This window comes from Luteibacter aegosomatis (genome assembly GCF_023078455.1).
Classification (GTDB): domain Bacteria; phylum Pseudomonadota; class Gammaproteobacteria; order Xanthomonadales; family Rhodanobacteraceae; genus Luteibacter; species Luteibacter aegosomatis.
This window is the reverse complement of the sequence record NZ_CP095740.1, coordinates 505,322-523,935: the sequence shown is the minus strand read 5'-3', so window position 1 is coordinate 523,935 and position 18,614 is coordinate 505,322. Positions and strand designations below refer to the sequence as shown.

General features: G+C 65.9%; 18 protein-coding genes. 5 read left to right on the top strand and 13 right to left on the bottom strand.

The window, feature by feature from the left end; genetic code table 11:
* Positions 1-16: 16 nt before the first annotated feature.
* The 4 genes from cyoE to L2Y94_RS02285 are packed head-to-tail and all read right to left on the bottom strand — an operon-like array spanning position 17 to position 3,364.
* A complete protein-coding gene (gene cyoE / locus L2Y94_RS02300) occupies positions 17-934 on the bottom strand; it encodes a heme o synthase (protein WP_247372840.1) in 918 nt (305 codons plus the stop codon).
* Entirely contained in the window at positions 931-2,082 is a 1,152-nt protein-coding gene (locus tag L2Y94_RS02295) for a COX15/CtaA family protein (RefSeq protein WP_247372838.1), read from the bottom strand. Before L2Y94_RS02295 ends, cyoE begins: the two co-directional genes overlap by 4 nt.
* On the bottom strand, positions 2,082-2,642 hold the full coding sequence (locus L2Y94_RS02290) for a hypothetical protein (RefSeq protein ID WP_247372836.1): 561 nt from the start codon (positions 2,640-2,642) through the stop codon (positions 2,082-2,084). Before L2Y94_RS02290 ends, L2Y94_RS02295 begins: the two co-directional genes overlap by 1 nt.
* The gene (locus tag L2Y94_RS02285) at positions 2,639-3,364 is read right to left on the bottom strand and encodes an SURF1 family protein (protein WP_247372834.1); all 726 of its coding nucleotides are present in this window, start codon (positions 3,362-3,364) and stop codon (positions 2,639-2,641) included. The genes L2Y94_RS02290 and L2Y94_RS02285 overlap by 4 nt, the downstream gene beginning before the upstream one ends.
* Before the next feature lie 41 nt (positions 3,365-3,405).
* Here L2Y94_RS02285 and L2Y94_RS02280 point away from each other — a divergent pair, with 41 nt between their 5' ends.
* Positions 3,406-3,642 (top strand): twin transmembrane helix small protein, encoded by a 237-nt coding sequence (locus L2Y94_RS02280; protein ID WP_186448276.1) that lies wholly within the window; start codon positions 3,406-3,408, stop codon positions 3,640-3,642.
* 95 nt (positions 3,643-3,737) lie between these two features.
* On the opposite strand, the gene L2Y94_RS02275 is transcribed toward L2Y94_RS02280, so the two are convergent.
* The 6 genes from L2Y94_RS02275 to L2Y94_RS02255 form a co-directional block, all read right to left on the bottom strand.
* Entirely contained in the window at positions 3,738-5,216 is a 1,479-nt protein-coding gene (locus L2Y94_RS02275; RefSeq protein WP_247372832.1) for a trypsin-like serine peptidase, read from the bottom strand.
* 377 nt (positions 5,217-5,593) lie between these two features.
* Positions 5,594-6,484, bottom strand: coding sequence for a cytochrome c oxidase subunit 3 (locus L2Y94_RS02270; RefSeq protein ID WP_247372831.1), 891 nt, complete (start codon positions 6,482-6,484; stop codon positions 5,594-5,596).
* Between the two features lie 27 nt (positions 6,485-6,511).
* Complete coding sequence (locus tag L2Y94_RS21230; protein WP_256452155.1) at positions 6,512-6,637, bottom strand: hypothetical protein; 126 nt, start codon at positions 6,635-6,637, stop codon at positions 6,512-6,514.
* A gap of 3 nt (positions 6,638-6,640) precedes the next feature.
* A complete protein-coding gene (ctaD, locus tag L2Y94_RS02265) occupies positions 6,641-8,254 on the bottom strand; it encodes a cytochrome c oxidase subunit I (protein ID WP_144913135.1) in 1,614 nt (537 codons plus the stop codon).
* Positions 8,255-8,291: 37 nt separating this feature from the next.
* Positions 8,292-9,206, bottom strand: coding sequence for a cytochrome c oxidase subunit II (gene coxB / locus L2Y94_RS02260; RefSeq protein WP_247372829.1), 915 nt, complete (start codon positions 9,204-9,206; stop codon positions 8,292-8,294).
* 19 nt (positions 9,207-9,225) lie between these two features.
* A complete protein-coding gene (locus L2Y94_RS02255) occupies positions 9,226-9,708 on the bottom strand; it encodes a DUF2244 domain-containing protein (protein WP_186448274.1) in 483 nt (160 codons plus the stop codon).
* Positions 9,709-9,875: 167 nt separating this feature from the next.
* Here L2Y94_RS02255 and putA point away from each other — a divergent pair, with 167 nt between their 5' ends.
* From putA to L2Y94_RS02235, 4 genes are all read left to right on the top strand, one after another.
* Positions 9,876-13,028 carry a bifunctional proline dehydrogenase/L-glutamate gamma-semialdehyde dehydrogenase PutA gene (gene putA / locus L2Y94_RS02250; protein ID WP_247372827.1) on the top strand — a complete coding sequence of 1,051 codons (3,153 nt, stop codon included), beginning with the start codon at positions 9,876-9,878 and terminating at the stop codon, positions 13,026-13,028.
* A 222-nt stretch (positions 13,029-13,250) separates the two neighbouring features.
* Positions 13,251-14,021 (top strand): hypothetical protein, encoded by a 771-nt coding sequence (locus L2Y94_RS02245; RefSeq protein WP_247372825.1) that lies wholly within the window; start codon positions 13,251-13,253, stop codon positions 14,019-14,021.
* A gap of 302 nt (positions 14,022-14,323) precedes the next feature.
* Positions 14,324-14,941 carry a hypothetical protein gene (locus tag L2Y94_RS02240; protein ID WP_247372823.1) on the top strand — a complete coding sequence of 206 codons (618 nt, stop codon included), beginning with the start codon at positions 14,324-14,326 and terminating at the stop codon, positions 14,939-14,941.
* A gap of 37 nt (positions 14,942-14,978) precedes the next feature.
* Positions 14,979-15,452, top strand: a complete 474-nt coding sequence (locus tag L2Y94_RS02235) for a DUF2599 domain-containing protein (RefSeq protein WP_247372821.1) — start codon at positions 14,979-14,981, stop codon at positions 15,450-15,452.
* Positions 15,453-15,519: 67 nt separating this feature from the next.
* On the opposite strand, the gene L2Y94_RS02230 is transcribed toward L2Y94_RS02235, so the two are convergent.
* From L2Y94_RS02230 to L2Y94_RS02220, 3 genes are all read right to left on the bottom strand, one after another.
* The gene (locus tag L2Y94_RS02230; protein ID WP_247372820.1) at positions 15,520-15,774 is read right to left on the bottom strand and encodes a hypothetical protein; all 255 of its coding nucleotides are present in this window, start codon (positions 15,772-15,774) and stop codon (positions 15,520-15,522) included.
* Positions 15,775-15,939: 165 nt separating this feature from the next.
* Complete coding sequence (gene dcp / locus L2Y94_RS02225; protein WP_247372818.1) at positions 15,940-18,123, bottom strand: peptidyl-dipeptidase Dcp; 2,184 nt, start codon at positions 18,121-18,123, stop codon at positions 15,940-15,942.
* A 117-nt stretch (positions 18,124-18,240) separates the two neighbouring features.
* The gene (locus L2Y94_RS02220; protein ID WP_247372816.1) at positions 18,241-18,579 is read right to left on the bottom strand and encodes a hypothetical protein; all 339 of its coding nucleotides are present in this window, start codon (positions 18,577-18,579) and stop codon (positions 18,241-18,243) included.
* Between the last annotated feature and the right edge of the window lie 35 nt (positions 18,580-18,614).

Below are 18,614 nucleotides of genomic sequence, written 5' to 3'. Positions count from 1 at the left end.
CCGCGATTGATTTGCCTCAGACCACCGGCGCGAAGCGGATCGCCGGATGCACCATCGGCTCCACGAGCCAATGGTCGGCGAGCAGGAAGGCGAACAGCACCATCAGGTACACGATGGAATAGTTGAACACCTTCATCGCGAAGAGTTCGTCCGGCGGGTTGAACAGCTTCACCGCGTACCAGAGGAATCCCGCCCCCAGTACCACCGCGCCCAGCAGGTAGATCAGGCCGCTCATGCCCGTGAGGAACGGCAGCAGGGTAACCAGGAACAGCAGCACGGTGTAGAAGAAGATGTGCCAGCGCGTGTAGCGCACGCCGTGCGTCACCGGCAGCATCGGCACCTGCGCGCGCGAATAGTCGTCGACGCGGAAGATCGCCAGCGCCCAGAAGTGCGGCGGCGTCCACACGAAGATGATGAGCAGCAGTTGCAGGGCGTAAGGGTGCAGCGAACCGGTGACCGCCGTCCAGCCCAGCACCGGCGGCGCCGCCCCCGCGATGCCGCCGATCACGATGTTCTGCGGCGTGGCGCGCTTGAGGTAGGCGGTGTAGACCACCGCATAACCGATGAGCGAGAGGAACGTCAGCACGGCGGTGAGCGTGTTCACCAGCAGCACGAGGATCGCCATCGACACCAGTCCCAGCGCGGTGGCGAAGACGAACACCTGCATCGGCGTGAGCTGGCCGGTGGCCAGCGGGCGATGCGACGTGCGCGCCATCAAGCGGTCGATGCGCTGGTCGATGAGATGGTTGTACGCCGCCGCCGAGGCCGAGGCGAGCCAGATGCCCAGCGTGCCGAAGACCACCGCATGCCAGCCCGGCAGCATGCGCTCGCCGTTCTCGTCCACGGCGAGGAACATGCCGATGACGGCACAGAACACCAGCAACGCGACCACGCGTGGCTTGGTCAGTTCGAGGTACTGGCGAAAGGTGTTCAAAGGATGTCTCTCGTTGCGGGCAGCCGCTGCGTGCGGGCCAGGGCCGCGAGCAGGGTGAACAGGAGCAGCGCGGCCACGCCATTGTGCGCCGTGGCGACCGGCAGCGGCAGGCCCAGGTGGACGTTGCCGATACCCAGCAACACCTGGGCCACCAGCACCACGCCGATGGCGATGCCGGCGCGGCGCAGGCCGGCGCGAGCCAGCCGGTGGGCGAGCCAGGCAAGATAACAGAATGTGACCAGCGCGCCGATGCGATGGGCGATCTGGATGGCGCTGCGGGCGGCCATGTCGAGCACGCCGCCTTCGTAGTTCACGCCGATGCCGCGCCAGAGCACGAAACCCTGGTGGAAATCGGTGGCCGGCCACCACTGGCCCAGACACTTGGGAAAGTCGACGCCGCAGGCGAGCGCGGCGTAGTTGGAGCTGGTCCATCCGCCCAGCGTGATCTGGCAGACGAGCACCACGATGCCGATCGCCACGGGTCCGCGCAATGCGGCGTAGCGATCGTCGACCGTGCCGACCCGCCACCAGCGCAGCGCGGCCCAGGCCAGCAATGCGAACGTGGCCAGGCCGCCCAGGAGATGGCCGGTGACGACGATGGGTTTGACCAGCAGCGTCACCGTCCACATGCCCAGCATGGCCTGGAAGATGATCACCGCGAGCGTGGCGACACCGATGCGCCATGCGCCGGGCCGGTCCAGCGTGGCCGCGGCGAGCAGCGGCAGCGCGATGGCGAGCGCGGACAGCACGGACGACACCGTATGCTCGCCGCGTGTGTAAAGCACCACGCCTGCCGCCGCGAACACGGCCGAGGCGATCACCGCGACGACGGCCAGCGTACGTCGCCATGCCGCGATCAGCGCGATCGCCAGCACCATCACGCCGAGGCTGCCGGCGAGGAAGCGGTGTACCTGCTCGCGCCAGGCCTTGTGCGTTTCGTAAGGACGGTCGGGAAACGCCTGGTTGGCCTGCGCGATGTCCTGCGCATGGCCGGGCCAGGTGACCTTGCCGTAGCAGGTGGGCCAGTCCGGGCACGACAGGCCGGCATTGGACAGGCGCACGAAGGCGCCGAACATCACGACGCAGAAGGCGAACAGCGCGGCCAGCAGCGCGAGCCTGCGCAGGGCTTTCACGGCACGTGGGGACATCAGCGGATCACCTTCTGCAGGTCTTTGCGCAGGCCGTTCGGATCGAAACCCGCCGGATACCACGCGAGCGCGGTGGCGTTGGATTCGACCAGCACCGCGGACACGGTGTCGGGTTCGGTCGGGCGAAACTCGTCGAACGCACCGCTCCGGTCGTCGCCCGACGCATAGTCGGCCATCACGTCCGCGGCGTCCCGCGGTGGGGTACCCAGGTAGAGCAGGCGCAGGCGATCGGCGTTGCGGTTGAGCACGATGCGCGCGTTGCGCATCAGCCCGAGCGTGGCCACGCAACGCGCCGCGCACCCGGGGCCCGGCAGCGCCACGAGGGTGAGCCGCGGTTCGCTGTCGCGCCACGCCCACGGCGTGCCGTTCACGTCGACGCGCACGCCGGCCAGGCTGCGCTGCGGCACGATCGGCTGGCCGTTGCCGTGGCCCTGGGGCTGCCAGTCGCTGAGCGTGAGGATGCCCGCCGCCACGATGGGCGCGAGGAAGACGAGCATGATCAGCACCAGCTTGAGGCGGCCGTTGCCGGGACGTACGGAGTTGGCGTTGGATTCGGTCATCGGTCCGTCGGTGGGCGTCGTTTGCGGTGGAGGACGAGGAAGATCACCACGGCGGCGAGCGCGAAGGTGAACCACTGGAAAGCATAGGCGCGGTGGCGTGCCGGCGGCATCACGGCGGGCGTCCAGTCGCGTGCGTAGAGCGCGCCCGGATCGGCGTCGAGCAGCAGCACACGCGGATACAGCAGGCGCCCCAGGTCGACGCCGATCTCCTTGAGGTCGACGTAGACCATCGTCTTCTCGGCGCCCCGCTGCTCCGGCAGGCGATCGCCGCCCAGCCGCATGCCGACACCCGGCGGCGGCACATAGAGTCCGCGCAGCACGGTGTCGCCGGTGGGCAGCGGCGGCAGGTGGGGATTGGCACCGGCTTCCTTGGGCAGGAAACCCAGGCCCACCAGCACGAGGCGGTCGCTCTTGCGCGGCGCGAAGGGCACGTAGACCTGCACGCCGACCTGGCCACCGTGCGACTGGTCGTCGAGCAGGTAGGCGTGCCCGGGCACGTAGCGGCCGTGCAGCTCCAGCCTGGGATACCGGTCGACGGGAGGCGATTCCGGGATGTCGCCGAAGGTCTCCACGCCCGCGGCGGCGGCTGTGGCATAGCGCCGCAGGAGATCCTCCTTTTCGTTCGCGCGATCGAGCTGCCAGACGCCCAGGCGCACGAAAGCCAGCACGCCCGCCACGGTCAGTGCGACAGCGAACCACGTGGGCCGGCGCAAAAAGCTCATGCAATGAGCCTCGTACCCGCCGCTATACTCGGATTGTCGCAATGGGGCGGAACGATCACGTGGAAACCATCTACAAATACGCGCTGGTGATCCTGCTGTTGGTGGTGCTTTTCAACCTCGGGCAGGCCCTGTTCTTCATGATGACCGACAAAGGCCAGAGCAAGCGCACCGTCTGGGCACTCACCCGTCGCATCGGCCTGTCCCTGCTGCTCATCGCCATGGTGGCGCTGGGCATCTTCATGGGCTGGCTGCATCCCCACGGCGTCGGACAATTCTAGCGCGCCACCGCCGGGGGCCAAGGCGCGGTGCGGCAATCGGTGCCATGAACGACGAAACCCGCCTCGCGGCGGGTTTCGTCGTTCATGGACCGGCGTTATTCGAAAAGGCGCTCCGTCACCGGCGACGCGTTGCCCGCGTCATCCCAGCCACGCGCGCAGAAACGCCAGGGCCTCTCGGCGACGGGAAGGGTCTCCCAGAACGACTTGGGCGCGAAATAGCCCTCCGCCGCCCCGCAGTCCGTGGCGTCGCGCGGACCGTACTTGATCTCCAGGCGGGTAGTCTCGTAGGAGCGGTTTTTTCCGTAGACGAGCCACGAATCGCCGGTTTCACCGTACTGCACGATCATCGGGCCCACCGCCGGCGCGGTGTCGTCGATCTGGCGAAGGATGCGGGTGGCATGCTCGGCGCGTTGCCACGCCGAGCCGGCGTCGCGCCGTCCCAGCACGCACATCGCGTAGACGCCTTCCGACGAGGGCACCGCCAACCCGTCGAGCGGCTGCGCGGCGGCGTCCATCGCGGGGCCGTAGCCTTCGGCGGCATCGCAATCCAGCGTGGACGCCGGCCCGGTCTTGTAGCGTATCCAGCGGCTGCCGTCGGCGATGCGGATGCCCCAGCGTGCGGGCACCCTGCGTTCGCCTTCGCTCACCTGGCTGGCCGATATCCAGCGCACCGAACGCTCGATCGCCACGCCGTCGCCCTTGTCGAGCTGGCTGCCGTCCCATCCACCGTCCGACCGCAGGGCATTCGCGATGACGGTGAGCGGATGGAAATAGTTCGCCCCCTCGCGGCTGAAGGCCGGGCCGTCCGTGGCTTCGCAGGGACGATTCAGGCCGCAGCCCATGAGCGACGGATCGACCTGGGTGCCCATCACGCCCAGGACGCCGGCCGTGCCGGAGAGCAGCACCGGCGCGCCCGAGCTCCCACCGGCCACGCCGGCGCAACGCGTCATCGATGCCGTGGGCCAGTACCACGGCCGGTTGCCTTCGAAGATCGGGATCCTGCCGCCCGCCATGCAACGCGACAGGCGCAGGAATCGCTCGTCGTCGGCGACATCGTTCACCGGCACGTGAACCAGCTCCACGGGCAGGCCTTCACTCTGCGCACGCGTGAGCAGCGTCAGCGGACGCACGCCCATCGCGGCCAGTTCGCCGTAGGTGGCCTTCAGTCGCAGCACGGCGACGTCGACGCCCTTCATCGTGGCGTAGAGCACGCGATCGACGGCGACGTCGCGATGCTCGACCTGGTTGTCCCTGAAGTACGCGGGCGTGAAACGCCAGCCTTCGCGCGCGGCCTGATCCACACGCACCTCGTTCGCGTCGAAGCCGTCGCTGACGCAATGTCCGGCGGTGAGCAGCAACGCGGCGGCCGTGGACGGCGGCGCGACCGAGCCCGCGACCAGGGTGGCGGTGCATGAGGAGGCGGCCTGGAGCTTGCCGACGGCGCGGTACTTGGCCGCCGTCAGGGAGGGTAATAGCGACGCGTCACCGGCGGCCTGCGATGTCGATGCGGACGCCGCGAAGGAACACAGGCCGGTGACGGCCACGAGGGGAATGAGCCAGCTTGGCTTGGGCATGGGAGCGCTCTCCGTGATTGGGGGGCGGAGAAGGATGCTCGGTTGGGGCTTACGCGGTCAGCGGCGGAACGCCGCATGAGTGTGACGGTAGCCGCCGTCACGGGTCATGCGACGGCGACCGACCGTTGCCGGTGCTTGTCCGATGGACGCGAGGGTGCCGGATGCGTAGGGAGCGTGATCGCCTGCTCCGGCGCAAGGCGCTGGGTTCCTGCCCGCGCAGGAACGACGAGCTACGAGATTCACCGTTGCCTCGAACACAACCTCACGTCGTTCCTGCGCAGGCAGGAACCCAGCGCCTTGCGTCCGGTTTTCGCGATCCCGTCGATGCCGCTCTTCGCCCCAGACGAAAAACCCGCCTTCCGGCGGGTCGATTCGAATCAGAGCACGTACACGAAAAGAAACAACGCCAGCCACACCACGTCGACGAAGTGCCAGTACCAGGCCACGGCCTCGAAGCCGAAATGGTTGTCCTTGGTGAAGTGCCCTTGCGCGCAACGCACCCAGATGATCGCCAGCATGATCGTGCCCAGCGTCACGTGCATGCCGTGGAAGCCGGTGAGCATGAAGAACGTGGCGCCGTAGACGCCGCTGCCCAGCGTGAGGTTGAAGTGCTCGTAGGCTTCGGCGTATTCGTGCGCCTGGCAGAACAGGAACGTGCAGCCCAGCAATACCGTGGCGCCCAGGCCGATGAGCAGCGCCTTGCGATGGCCCGCCTTGAGCGCATGGTGGGCGATGGTGATGGTGACGCCCGAGGACAGCAGGATCAGCGTGTTGAGCAGCGGCAGGCCCCAGGCTTCGATGGTCTGGAACGACCCGCCGATCTTCTCCGGACCGCCGCCCCCCGAGGCACCCCACGCGGCGCTGTAGTTTTCCCAGATGAACTGGTGGGTGAGCACGCCGTGGCCCTCGCCGCCCAGCCAGGGCACCGAGAAGATGCGGGCGTAGAAGAGCGCGCCGAAGAAGGCGCCGAAGAACATCACCTCGGAGAAGATGAACCACATCATGCCCATGCGGAACGAGCGGTCCACCTGGTCGTTGTAGCTGCCGGCGAGCGATTCCTTGATGACCGAGCGGAACCAGCCGAAGAACATGCCCAGGATGGCGGCGACGCCGATCCAGAACAGGGTCTTGCCGAAGCCGGCATCGCCGGGCTCGGCGTTGAGCCAGTGCGCCGCGCCGAACACCGTGATGAACATCGAGACGGCGGCGACGATCGGCCACTGGCTCTTGCTCGGTACGAAGTAAGCGTCTTGTTGCTGGTGACCCATGGTGTGTTCCCGTGGATGAGCGCGTTTTTAGATCTTCAGCATCTGCACGATCGACAGCACGAACACCGCCACCGCGAATCCGCCCGCGATGAGGGCCGTGCGGCGGGCGCGCCGGCGGCGCGCCTCGACCTCGTCGTGCGTCGCGTCGGACATCGGTCAGTGTTCCGTGTTGCCGTGGGCGAGCTCGTCGTCGTGGATGACCGGCGGCACGTCGAAGGTGTGGTGCGGCGCCGGCGAGGGCACCGTCCATTCCAGGCCCTTGGCGCCTTCCCACGAGCGGTCGGCCGCTTTCTTCTTGGAGAAGAACACGCCGTGGATCACCACGCCCAGGAAGATCAGCTGCGAGGCGCCGAACCAGAAGCCGCCGATCGAACTGATCATGTTGAAGTTGGCGAAGGCCACGTTGTAGTCGGGGATGCGGCGCGGCATGCCGGCCAGGCCCAGGAAGTGCTGCGGGAAGAACAGCACGTTGACCGAGATCACGCTCGACCAGAAGTGGATCTTGCCCCAGGTTTCCGAATACATGCGGCCCGACCACTTCGGCAGCCAGTAGTACACGGCGGCCATGATCGAGAACGCGGCGCCGGTCACCAGCACGTAGTGGAAGTGGGCCACCACGAAGTACGTATCGTGGTATTGGAAGTCGGCCGGGGCCAGGGCGAGCATCAGGCCCGAGAAACCACCGATGGTGAAGAGGATCACGAAGGCGATCGAGAACAGCATCGGCGTCTCGAAGGTCATCGAGCCGCCCCACATCGTCGACACCCAGTTGAACACCTTCACGCCCGTGGGCACCGCGATGAGCATCGTGGCGTACATGAAGAAGATCTCGGCGCCCATCGGCAGGCCCACGGCGAACATGTGGTGCGCCCAGACGATGAACGAGAGGAAGGCGATCGAGGCGATGGCGAACACCATCGCGCGGTAGCCGAAGATCGGCTTGCGGGCGAAGGTGGGGATGATCTCCGAGATGATCCCGAACGCCGGCAGGATCATGATGTAGACCTCCGGATGCCCGAAGAACCAGAAGATGTGCTGGAACAGCACCGGGTCGCCGCCGCCGGCGGCATTGAAGAAATTGGTGTGGAAGTACTTGTCGGTGAGCAGCATCGTCACCGCACCGGCCAGCACCGGCATCACGGCGATCAGCAGGAAGGCGGTGATCAGCCAGCTCCACACGAACACCGGCATCTTGAGCAGGTCCATGCCCGGCGCGCGCATGTTGAGGATGGTGGCGATGATGTTGATCGCGCCCATGATCGAGCTGATGCCCATCAGGTGCACCGCGAAGATCGTGTAGGCGATCGATTCGCCCTGCAGCGACAGCGGCGGATACATGGTCCAGCCGCCGGCCGGGCCGCCGCCGGGCATGAACAGCGTGGACAGCAGCAGGATGAACGCGAACGGCATGATCCAGAACGACAGGTTGTTCATGCGCGGCAACGCCATGTCCGGCGCGCCGACCATGAGCGGGATCATCCAGTTCGCCAAGCCCACGAAGGAGGGCATGATCGCGCCGAAGATCATCACCAGCGCGTGCATCGTCGTCATTTCATTGAAGAAATACGGCTGCACCAGCTGCATGCCCGGCTTGAACAGCTCGGCGCGGATCACCATCGCGAACGCGCCGCCGATGAAGAACATCGTCAGCGAGAAGATGAGGTAAAGCGTGCCGATGTCCTTGTGGTTCGTGGACATCACCCAGCGCTGGAAGAATCCCTGCGGGGCGTGGTGATGATCGTGGTGGTCGTGGGTGGCTTCGTGCGCCATGGCCTTGCACCTCTACCTAAGACGAATGCGTGTTCGATTAACCCTGGGGGGCCGGGGCGGGAGCGTTCGGGGTGGCCGGGGCGGCGGCGGGAGGCGCGGCCTTGGCCTTCGCCTCGTCCTCCTGGGACGCGAGCCATTGCTCGAATTCCGCCTTGGGCAGCGCCTTGACCACGATCGGCATGAAGCCGTGGTCCTGGCCGCAGAGCTCGGCGCACTGGCCGCGATAGACGCCCGGTTCCTTGATCTTGGTCCACGCCGTATTGGCGATGCCGGGGATGGCGTCCATCTTCCAGCCGAGGGCGGGCACCCACCACGAGTGGATGACGTCGCCGCCGATGATCACGAAGCGGATCTTGGTGCCGACCGGCACGACGAGGGGCTTGTCCACGTCGAGCAGGTAGGTCTTGTAGCCGTCGACCTGGACCTTGTCCGGATCGAGGTTGGAACGAAGCTGGCGGGTGCGGTCGGACGACTCTTCCAGCTTGGACATGAAGCCCACCTGGTTCACGCCCTTGCCCTTGTAGTCGACGTAGTCGTAGCGCCACTTCCACTGGTAGCCGGTGACCTTGACGGTCATCTCCGAACCGGTGGTGTCGGCGAAGGTCACCAGGCCGCCGGTGGCGAGGTGGGCCAGGAAGATGAGGATGATGACGGGGATGACCGTCCAGACCACTTCGAGCTTGGTGCTGTGCGACCACTTCTCGGCGACGGCGCCGCGCGACTTGCGGAAGCGGAACATGGCGATGAACATCGCGCCGAAGACCACCACGCCGATGACCACGCAGACCCACAGGGCCACCATGTGCATCGCGTAGGGCGACCACTCGCTCACGCCCTTGGTCATGTTCAGCTGATTCGGCTCGGGATTGGCCATCGCCAGCCCACTCGCCAAGGCCCCCATGCCTCCCAACACCCATGCCGAAACCGATCGTCCGATGCCACCAGATGTCATGTCTGCACCTTTGTTGAACCTACCTGCGCGTCTGGCCAAGCGTTTCGGACAGCAGCACCATGAGTTTCTTAGACGCTTCGGCCCTTTCCTCTTCCCCAAGGAAGGCGCCGATCTCCAGCTCGTTGCCATGCGATTTGAGTAGCAGGCGCTGACGCCCGTTCCCCTGCACCAACCCTACCCTGACCCAATACGTCTGGAAACGCGAGACCCGTCGACCGGGCACGACGCGAACCTCCAGCGTATCCGGCCCGACGGCGATGCGCTCGCCCCTGTCGCCGGCCCGCCAGGCCGCGCCAAGCGCGAATCCCACCACGAAAGCCTCGACCAGCGCGAACACGGGGGCGAACACGTTCCCCTGCCATGCGCCGAACGCCGCCGTCGCCAGGGCGACCGCCGCCAGACCGAGGATCAGTCGACGCAGACCGCGCTTGTCCAGCGCACGGTTGGGCCTGAGCCACAACACGCGCGGCTGACCCGCGGCGGTCGGTCGAAGCACGATCATGGAAGTCCGGCGTGCCTGGAACATCCGGATGATAGGGCTGTAGTCAGGATGCGGCAAGGTTGCCAGGCGGCGGATTGTCGCAGGCAGGCGCATGCCGCAAGGCAACACGCACGAACTCGCGCCCTCCCCTACAATGCGCGGTCTCCCCCGTCCCTCGATCCCACCCAGTGAACCCGTCCATTCTCCGTCCCGAACTCCCGACCGGCGCCGAGCCGGCGCGCGCGCGCATCACCGCCGCCTGGCTGCGCGACGAAACCGAGGCCGTGAACGACCTGCTCGCGCAGGCCAGCCTGCCGCCCACCGAGCGCGAGCACGTCATCGACGTGGCCGCCGGCCTGGTCACGCGCGTTCGCGCGCGGGCCAAGGACCAGAGCGCCGTCGAGTCGTTCATGCGCCAGTACGACCTCTCCTCCGAAGAAGGCGTGCTGCTGATGTGCGTGGCCGAGGCCCTGCTGCGCATTCCCGACAAGGCCACCGCCGACAAGCTCATCCGCGACAAGCTCGGCGAGGCGGACTGGAAGAAGCACCTCGGCCAGAGCGAGTCGGTGTTCGTCAACGCCTCCACCTGGGGCCTGATGCTCACCGGCCACCTGGTGAACCTCGCCGAGGAAACCCGCAAGGATTTCACCTCCGCCCTGCGCCGCCTCGTCGGCCGCGCGGGCGAGCCGGTGGTGCGCCTGGCCGTGCGCCAGGCCATGCGGATCATGGGCCACCAGTTCGTGATGGGACGCACGATCAAGGAAGCCCTCGACCGCTCCGCCGAGAAGGAACACGCGGTCTACCGCTACTCGTACGACATGCTCGGCGAGTCGGCGCTCACCCAGGCCACGGCCGAGCGCTACCAGCAGGACTACCGCGACGCCATCAACGCCCTCGGCGGTCGCGGCCCGTTCGCAAATAATCTCGATGCGCCCTCGATCTCGGTGAAGCTCTCGGCGCTGCATCCTCGCTACGAGGTGGCCAACCGCGAGCGCGCCCGCGCCGAGCTGGGCGCCAAGCTGCTCGAACTCTCTCAGCTGGCCTACAAGAACGGCATCGCGCTCTCCGTGGACGCCGAGGAAACCGATCGCCTCGAGCTCTCGCTCGACATCATCGGCGACGTCTTCGCGCACCCCTCGCTCGAAGGCTGGAACGGCCTGGGCATCGTCATCCAGGCCTATCAGAAGCGCGCGCCCTTCGTCATCGACTGGGTGACCGAAAAGGCCCGCGCCACCGGCCGTCGCTGGTTCGTGCGCCTGGTGAAGGGTGCCTACTGGGACGCCGAGATCAAGCGCGCCCAGGAAAACGGCATGTCCGGCTACCCGGTGTACACGCGCAAGCCCAACACCGACGTGAGCTACCTCGCCTGCGCGCACCGCCTGTTCGCCGCCGGCAGCGACCTCATCTACCCGCAGTTCGCCACGCACAACGCGCACACCATCGCGGCCATCCACCACATCGCGAAGGGTCGACCGTACGAGAACCAGCGCCTGCACGGCATGGGCGCCGACCTCTACGCCGAGGTGATCGGCAAGGACAAGCTCAACGTGCCCTGCCGCGTGTACGCCCCGGTGGGCAGCCATGAAGACCTCCTGCCCTACCTCGTGCGCCGCCTGCTCGAGAACGGCGCCAACACCAGCTTCGTCAACCGCGTGGTCGACGAATCGGTGCCGGTGCGCGACCTCGTGGCCGATCCGTGCGAAACGGTGCGTGCCTTCGCCTCCATCCCCCACCCCCGCATTCCCCTGCCGGTCAATCTCTACGGCGAACTCCGGAAGAACTCCATGGGCATGAACTTCGCAAACGACAACGAGCTCAACGAGCTGGCCGACGCCGTCAACCGCCACAGCGGCCCGTGGAGCGCCACGCCGCTGGTCGCCGGCGTCACTCCCTCCGGCACCCGAGCCGAGGTCACCGATCCGTCCGACCGCCGCCGCATCATCGGGACGGTGGAAAACGCCGACGCCTCGCTGGTCGATCACGCGCTCACGGCCGCCGTCGCCGCCCAGCCGGGCTGGGACCGCCTGCCGGCCGCCAGCCGCGCCGCCATCCTCGAACACGCCGCCGAGCAGTTGGAACACAACCGCGCCGAGTTCATCGCACTGTGCGTTCGCGAAGCCGGCAAGAGCCTGCCCGACGCCATCGCCGAGGTGCGCGAAGCGGCCGACTTCCTGCGTTACTACGCCACCATGGCGCGCCGCCTGTTCGGCCAGCCCGAGCAGCTGCCCGGCCCCACCGGCGAGAGCAACCAGCTCTTCCTCAACGGCCGCGGCGTGTTCGTCTGCATCAGCCCGTGGAACTTCCCGCTGGCGATCTTCCTGGGCCAGGTCTCGGCCGCGCTGGCCGCCGGCAACGCGGTGATCGCCAAGCCCGCCGAGCAGACGTCGCTCATCGGCTACGCCGCGGTGAAGCTGCTGCACGCCGCCGGCATCCCGGCCGACGTGCTGCAATACCTGCCCGGCGACGGCGCCACCGTCGGCGCCGCGCTGACCCGCGACCCGCGCGTGGCCGGCGTGGCCTTCACCGGCTCCACCGAAACCGCCTGGGCGATCAACCGCGCCCTCGCCGCGCGCAACGCGCCCATCGCCGCGCTGGTGGCCGAAACCGGCGGCCAGAACGCGATGATCGCCGACTCCTCGGCGCTGCCCGAGCAGATCGTCAAGGACGTGATCGCCTCGGCCTTCCAGTCGGCGGGCCAGCGCTGCTCCGCGGCGCGCGTGCTGTTCGTGCAGGAAGACATCGCCGACAAGGTCACGTCGATGCTCGCCGGTGCCATGGCCGAGCTGAAGGTGGGCGACCCGGGCCTGCTCTCCACCGACGTGGGCCCCGTGATCGACGAAGACGCGCGCCAGATCCTCGTCGACCATGCCGCGCGCATGGATCGCGAGGCGAAGAAGATCGCCGAAGTACCGCTGCCCGAGGGCACCGCGAACGGCACGTACTTCGCGCCCCGCGCCTACGAGATTCCTTCGCTCGCCACGCTCACCCGCGAAGTGTTCGGCCCGGTGCTGCACGTGATCCGCTGGAAGGCGTCCGAGCTGGCGCAGGTGGTCGAGCAGATCAACGCCACCGGCTACGGCCTCACCCTGGGCATCCATAGCCGCATCGACGACACCGTCGACTACATCGCCAGCCACGCCCGCGTCGGCAACTGCTACGTCAACCGAAACCAGATCGGCGCGGTGGTCGGCGTGCAGCCCTTCGGCGGCGAGGCCCTGTCCGGCACGGGCCCGAAAGCCGGTGGTCCGCACTACCTGCTGCGCTTCGCCGGCGAGCGCACGCTCACCGTCAACACCACCGCGGCGGGCGGCAACGCCTCGCTGCTGACGATCGGCGAATAACAAACGCCACGCCGTTCCGGCAAGCAAAACGCCAAGCCCCTTTCCGGTGACGGGAAGGGGCTTTTTTCATGGGCTGGAACACGATACCCGCTGTACTATCCTGATCACCCGGCGTACCAGGACGAGTACGTGTAACGGGAAGACGATTCGACCGGCTATCGGATTCCGTCTCAGGAACGTTCGAAGACGATCGATCCATGAACATGTGCAAGGAGCAGCACCATGACCGAATCTTCAACCACATCCAGTCTCCCATACCCCGGCCGGGATCAGGGAAGGGAAGAACGCCTGGAGAAACTGAAGCTTTGCGCGAAACCCGCTCCGAAACTCGAGACCGTCGTCTATTATCACGACGACCGCCTCGACGTCTCGCTACGCGAAGGATTGATACGACGTCCGACCGAACAGGGGCTGCCGTTCTACCAAGGAACGCTTTCCCTGGGGTGGAACAAGGACTCGGGCGGCATACCGAGTACGCTTGACCTCGCCAGGGAATTCAGGGCCAGGTATCCCGGCGCGACGGCAATGGTGTTCACGTACGGCAGATTCTCGGTGCTTTTCGAAGGAGCCCTGCTCGACGAGGCGCTGAGCGACGTGGCCTACTTCGAATACTGGATGAACTATGCATGGATATCGCTTTACCACGAGTCCATCGATGACAACCACTTCGCGGCCCCGGCCGTCGGCCTGGTTAGGGACATCGACCCGTCCACGCTCTTCTATTGCCTCGTCGGGCCTGGCATGGCGAACACGGCTGAAGAACTCCTCCGGGCCATGCAGCTATACGGATACGTGCTCCTTCACGAAGCCATCGGCGTCGTCGATCCCGGGAACGAGGACAAGGTCCATATGTATACCGGCGGCGGCACCACCCTCGTGGAAACGCAGTTTGGTCCGCTTCTTTCCGGTCTGCAGTACTACGACCTACGCGCCTGGCTTGGCGAAGTCGATGACGACCCCGGGAGTCATCTCCGGACGGTGACCGAACCTTGAGATCGTCGAGGCCGTGCGACGAGCGTCATCCGATGCCCCGCCTGGACGAGGCCACGGTTTGACGTTGCCATCGGTCGACTTCACTGCCCAAGGAAGGGACATGACCAAAACCACCTCGACCGCCCTGTTCGCACTATGCGTCCGCGCAGGTGCCGCCTGGATGCTTCACCCGCTTGGATGAGGCGCGTGCCGTCGCCCCCCTTATAACGAAAGACATATTGCCAACCACGATGGGATCGAGCCCACTGGAGCAACGGAGCGTCGGCCGGTACCCGATGGCTCGTCACAAGGAGAATCGCGACATGACGTCGCTACCGGCCATGCACCACTACAAAAGCCAACTCGCCACCCCCATCGTCGGAAACGGTCGCAAGCCGGACGCATCGCGTTCGCACCTGCGTCAGCGACGGCTCGCCGAAAAACCGTCGATCCTCGGCCATCTCGCGCAGCCCATGGGCATGTTGGGGCGGGAAGAAATCGATATCCGATTCACCGACGCCCACGTGCAGACCATCGAGGCCAACTCGGTCACCCAGCTCGGTGAACTGGTGATCGTCACGGGCAAGCACGGCGTCTTCATCGAGCCGGTCGACGGCCCCCATGGCGAAACGTATGCCCTGACCGGCTCGCGCCGCATCGAAAACGACTGCCTTCTGCTCTTTCGCCATGCCTACGGCTCGGTGACCTGCCAATTGGCCATGAACGACCTGGGTGCCGACGCGCATATCGGTTTCCTGAAGCACAGGGATTTCGCCGAAATGCGCACCTTCAGTTTCAACTCCCCTCGTGGCGCGATGCGCTACGAGAAAGCCGGCTTCGAGACCGTCCTGAGTTATCGCGCCACCGAGCTCAACGAATTGCAGGGCATCGTGTGGCGTGGCGGGTTGCTCCGCATCGAGCGGATCAAGCTGACGCCCTAGCGATCCTACCCTTACGACACGACACAAGGAGCACGACATGCACGCAAGGACGCGATGCACTCTTCTCGGCGCCGCCGCGGCCCTTGCCGGCGCATCCATCGGAGCCGCGCTCACCTGGCATGACCACGGCGCGGCGAACACGCGAAGCGGCGTCGCGCCCGCCCACAGCGAATGCTCCTCGTACATCGACGTAGGGCGATCGGGGTGGTTCGTCGATCAGTGGGGCTACGACAGCCTACGCATCGTTCCGACCTCATGCGGTCGGCAGATCGGCTCGGACGGCACGCCCTACATGTTCTACGAAATCGTGAAGAACTTCGGCGACCCGGACCGGTTCGGCTCGGCACCGAGCCCCCGCGACCACTGGAAGAACGCCAGGGGCATGATCAACCAGCTCACCTGCCATCTGCGCATCGCGCGCAACAAACCGGAATGGAACCTCGAGCCGTACCGACCCTGGGTCGGCGACGATGCCACGGAGGATGCCGATTGCAATCCTTACGAACATTGAGCGTCCGGAACAGGCCATGCGAAGAAGGGGCCCATGGGCCCCTTCTTCTTGCTTTCGGGAAAACCCGTCACGACTGGAAGTTCGGCTCGACGTCGAACGTGAGCCGGGATTCCCACGCCAGGCCAAAAAAGCCCTCACCGGCCGTCTGCGTGATCTTCTGGCCGGGAATGAGTGTCGTATCGAACATCCACTCGCGATGCGGGACGCGGTACCAGGAAATCCGCCCCGATCCTTCCTTGCCCGTTACCGTCACCTTCGTGACGTTCGCCGCGAACTGCCCCCTCTTGTCTCCGTTTTTTGCATTCCATTGCCGATCGCTCATGTTGGCACTCCTCGCCGTCGATACCCCCTGCAACTCCACTCTAGGTATCGGGCAAAGCCACCACAAGCATCATCGATATGCGTGATAGGCACACCGCAGGCAACGCACTCAGCCATGCCAGCTTTTGCCGCCGACGGAGAAGGCCCCTCGCGGGGCCCTTCCGGCTCACTTCAAGCCACGATCCTTCAGCATCGGCTCGATCGACGGCTCCTTGCCACGGAAGTCGCGGTAGAGCTTGCCCAGGTCTTCCGTATTGCCGCGAGAGAGAATCTTGTCGCGGAAGATCTGGCCGTTCTCACGAGTCAGGCCACCGTGTTCCTTGAACCACTCGAACGCGTCCGAATCGAGCATCTGCGTCCACAGGTACGCGTAGTAGCCGGCCGCGTAGCCGTTGCCCCAGATGTGCTGGAAATAGCTGGAGCGGTAACGCGGCGGCACCTGCGGAAGGGTGAAGCCGGCCTTCTTCAGCGCATTGGCCTCGAAGGCGTCGACATCCTGCTTCTTTCCGTCGGCAGGCAGCATGTGCCACTGCATGTCGAGTAGCGCGGCCGAGATCAGCTCGCTCATCGCATAGCCCTGGTTGAAGCTCGACGCCTTCTTGATCTTGGCGACGAGGTCGTCCGGCATGGCCGCGCCCGTCTGGTAGTGCTTGGCGTAGTGGGCGAACACCTTCGGATCGGAGGCCCACTGCTCGTTGAACTGCGAGGGGAATTCGACGAAGTCGCGCGCGGTGTTCGCGCCAGACAGCGACGGGTACTGCGTATCGGCGAACATGCCGTGCAACGCGTGGCCGAACTCGTGGAACATCGTGGTCACGTCGTCGAACGACAGCAGGGCCGGCTGCCCAGCCGCCGGCTTGGTGAAGTTGGCCACGTTGTAGACCACCGGCTTCTTGCCGAGCAGCTTCGACTGGTCGACGAAGTTGCTCATCCAGGCGCCGCCGTTCTTGTTGTCGCGCTTGAAGTAGTCGCAATAGAACAGCGCCATCGAGGTGCCGTCCTTGTCGAAGACCTCGAACACGCGCACGTCGGGCTGGTAGACGGGGATGTCCTTGCGTTCCTTGAAGGTCAGGCCGTAGAGCTGGTTGGCCGCATAGAACACGCCGTTCTGCAGCACGTTGTCCAGTTCGAAATACGGGCGGATCTGCGACTCGTCGAGATCGTATTTCGCCTTGCGCACCTTTTCGGCGTAGTGGTCCCAGTCCCAGGCCTGCACCTGGAAGCCGCCTTTCTCCTGGTCGATCACGGCCTGGATGTCCTTGGACTCGGCGGTGGCGCGGGCGATGGCGGCGGGTGCGAGGCGCTCCATGAATGCCTCGGCCGCCTCGGGCGTCTTCGCCATCTGGTCGACGAGGTTCCATGCCGCGTAGTTCGGATAGCCCAGCAGCTTTGCGCGCTCGGCGCGCAACTGGGCGATGCGGGTGATGATCTCGCGCGTGTCGTTCGCGTCGCCGTGCTCGGCGCGCTCCCACGATGCCTTGAACAGTTTCTCGCGCGTGGCGCGGTCGTTCATCCCCTGGAGGGACGGCTGCTGCGTGGTGTTCTGCAGGGTCAGCACGTACTTGCCTTCCAGGCCACGATCCTTCGCCGCTTCGGCCGCCGCCTTGATGTCGGCATCGGACAGGCCGTCGAGCGCCTTGACGTCGTCCACCACCAGGGCGCCGGCCTTGTTGGCGGCGAGCAGCTGGTTGGTGAACTTCGTGCTGAGCGTGGATTCCTCCTTGTTGATGTCCTTGAGCCTGGCCTTGTCGGCTTCGGACAACTGCGCGCCGGCCAGCACGAACGCCTGGTATTTCACTTCGAGCAGGCGCCTGGACTCCGGGTCGAGGTTCAGGGAATCGCGCTTGTCGTAGAGGGTCTTGATGCGCTGGAACAATTTATCGTTCAGGTGGATGGCGTCGCGGTGCGCCGCCAGCTTCGGCGACTCCTCTTCATCCACCTTCTGCAACGCGTCGTTGGTGTTGGCGCCGGTGAGCGCCGAGAACACTTTTTCCGCGCGGTCCAACAGGGCGCCGGACTTCTCCATCGCGACGATGGTGTTGTCGAACGTGGGCGCGTCGGGCGAGTTGGCGATGGCCTCGATCTCGGCCAGTTCCTGCTTCATGCCTTCCTCGATCGCGGGCTGGAAATCGGCGTCGACGATCTTGTCGAAGGGAGGCGCCTCGAAAGGCAATTCGCTCTGGGTCAACAGGGGATTCACGTGGGCAGCCGGTGCGGATGCGGTGGTGGCGGCCGGCGCGGGCGCGGTGCCCGCGTTCGCGGGAGCGGCGCCCTTGTCGGCCTCGTTGTTGGACGAGCAGGCGGCGGTGAGGGCGATCGACGTGGCGATCACGAGCGTACGGACCTTCATGGACGGAGGTGTCCCCTGGCGACTGGCAAAGCCGGGACTCTAGTCACATGAGGCGGTTTTGGACAACCGCCGGAGGTCAGGGGCCTTGCGTGGCCATGATCGTACCGGCGAAGGGACTCACTTGGTGTCGCGCAGTTCCCAGCTGCTGCCGATCAGCAGATTGAGACGATGCTTAACGATGCGCATGGGCAGGCTGGTGGTGAGCGTCACATCGTGCCTGTCACCCGGCGACAGTTCGCCGGTGGCCGAGGCGCCGGGATCCGTGACGCCCAACGAGGGGTCCACCTCGTCCGGTTCAGGCTGTTTGGCGCGCCACCGCTGGAACAGGTCGTCCGAACGCATGGCCTGCACGATGTCGGCGGCCAGCTTGTCCGGCCCGATCCCTTCGAAGGAAAGGTCGGGATCCGGGCCCTTGGCCTTGCTGATGTCCTTGACGGAGAGAAAGTAGGTAGTCATGCCTTCGTGATAAATCGCGACGCGTGAAGCCGCCG

Coding starts and splice junctions, on each gene's coding strand:
- L2Y94_RS02295 (WP_247372838.1), bottom strand. CDS start 2,082: ATGTCCCCACGTGCCGTGAAAGCCCTGCGCAGGCTCGCGCTGCTGGCC.
- L2Y94_RS02290 (WP_247372836.1), bottom strand. CDS start 2,642: ATGACCGAATCCAACGCCAACTCCGTACGTCCCGGCAACGGCCGCCTC.
- L2Y94_RS02285 (WP_247372834.1), bottom strand. CDS start 3,364: ATGAGCTTTTTGCGCCGGCCCACGTGGTTCGCTGTCGCACTGACCGTG.
- L2Y94_RS02280 (WP_186448276.1), top strand. CDS start 3,406: ATGGGGCGGAACGATCACGTGGAAACCATCTACAAATACGCGCTGGTG.
- L2Y94_RS02275 (WP_247372832.1), bottom strand. CDS start 5,216: ATGCCCAAGCCAAGCTGGCTCATTCCCCTCGTGGCCGTCACCGGCCTG.
- L2Y94_RS02270 (WP_247372831.1), bottom strand. CDS start 6,484: ATGGGTCACCAGCAACAAGACGCTTACTTCGTACCGAGCAAGAGCCAG.
- L2Y94_RS21230 (WP_256452155.1), bottom strand. CDS start 6,637: ATGTCCGACGCGACGCACGACGAGGTCGAGGCGCGCCGCCGGCGCGCC.
- ctaD (WP_144913135.1), bottom strand. CDS start 8,254: ATGGCGCACGAAGCCACCCACGACCACCACGATCATCACCACGCCCCG.
- coxB (WP_247372829.1), bottom strand. CDS start 9,206: ATGACATCTGGTGGCATCGGACGATCGGTTTCGGCATGGGTGTTGGGA.
- L2Y94_RS02255 (WP_186448274.1), bottom strand. CDS start 9,708: ATGATCGTGCTTCGACCGACCGCCGCGGGTCAGCCGCGCGTGTTGTGG.
- L2Y94_RS02245 (WP_247372825.1), top strand. CDS start 13,251: ATGACCGAATCTTCAACCACATCCAGTCTCCCATACCCCGGCCGGGAT.
- L2Y94_RS02240 (WP_247372823.1), top strand. CDS start 14,324: ATGACGTCGCTACCGGCCATGCACCACTACAAAAGCCAACTCGCCACC.
- L2Y94_RS02235 (WP_247372821.1), top strand. CDS start 14,979: ATGCACGCAAGGACGCGATGCACTCTTCTCGGCGCCGCCGCGGCCCTT.
- L2Y94_RS02230 (WP_247372820.1), bottom strand. CDS start 15,774: ATGAGCGATCGGCAATGGAATGCAAAAAACGGAGACAAGAGGGGGCAG.
- dcp (WP_247372818.1), bottom strand. CDS start 18,123: ATGAAGGTCCGTACGCTCGTGATCGCCACGTCGATCGCCCTCACCGCC.
- L2Y94_RS02220 (WP_247372816.1), bottom strand. CDS start 18,579: ATGACTACCTACTTTCTCTCCGTCAAGGACATCAGCAAGGCCAAGGGC.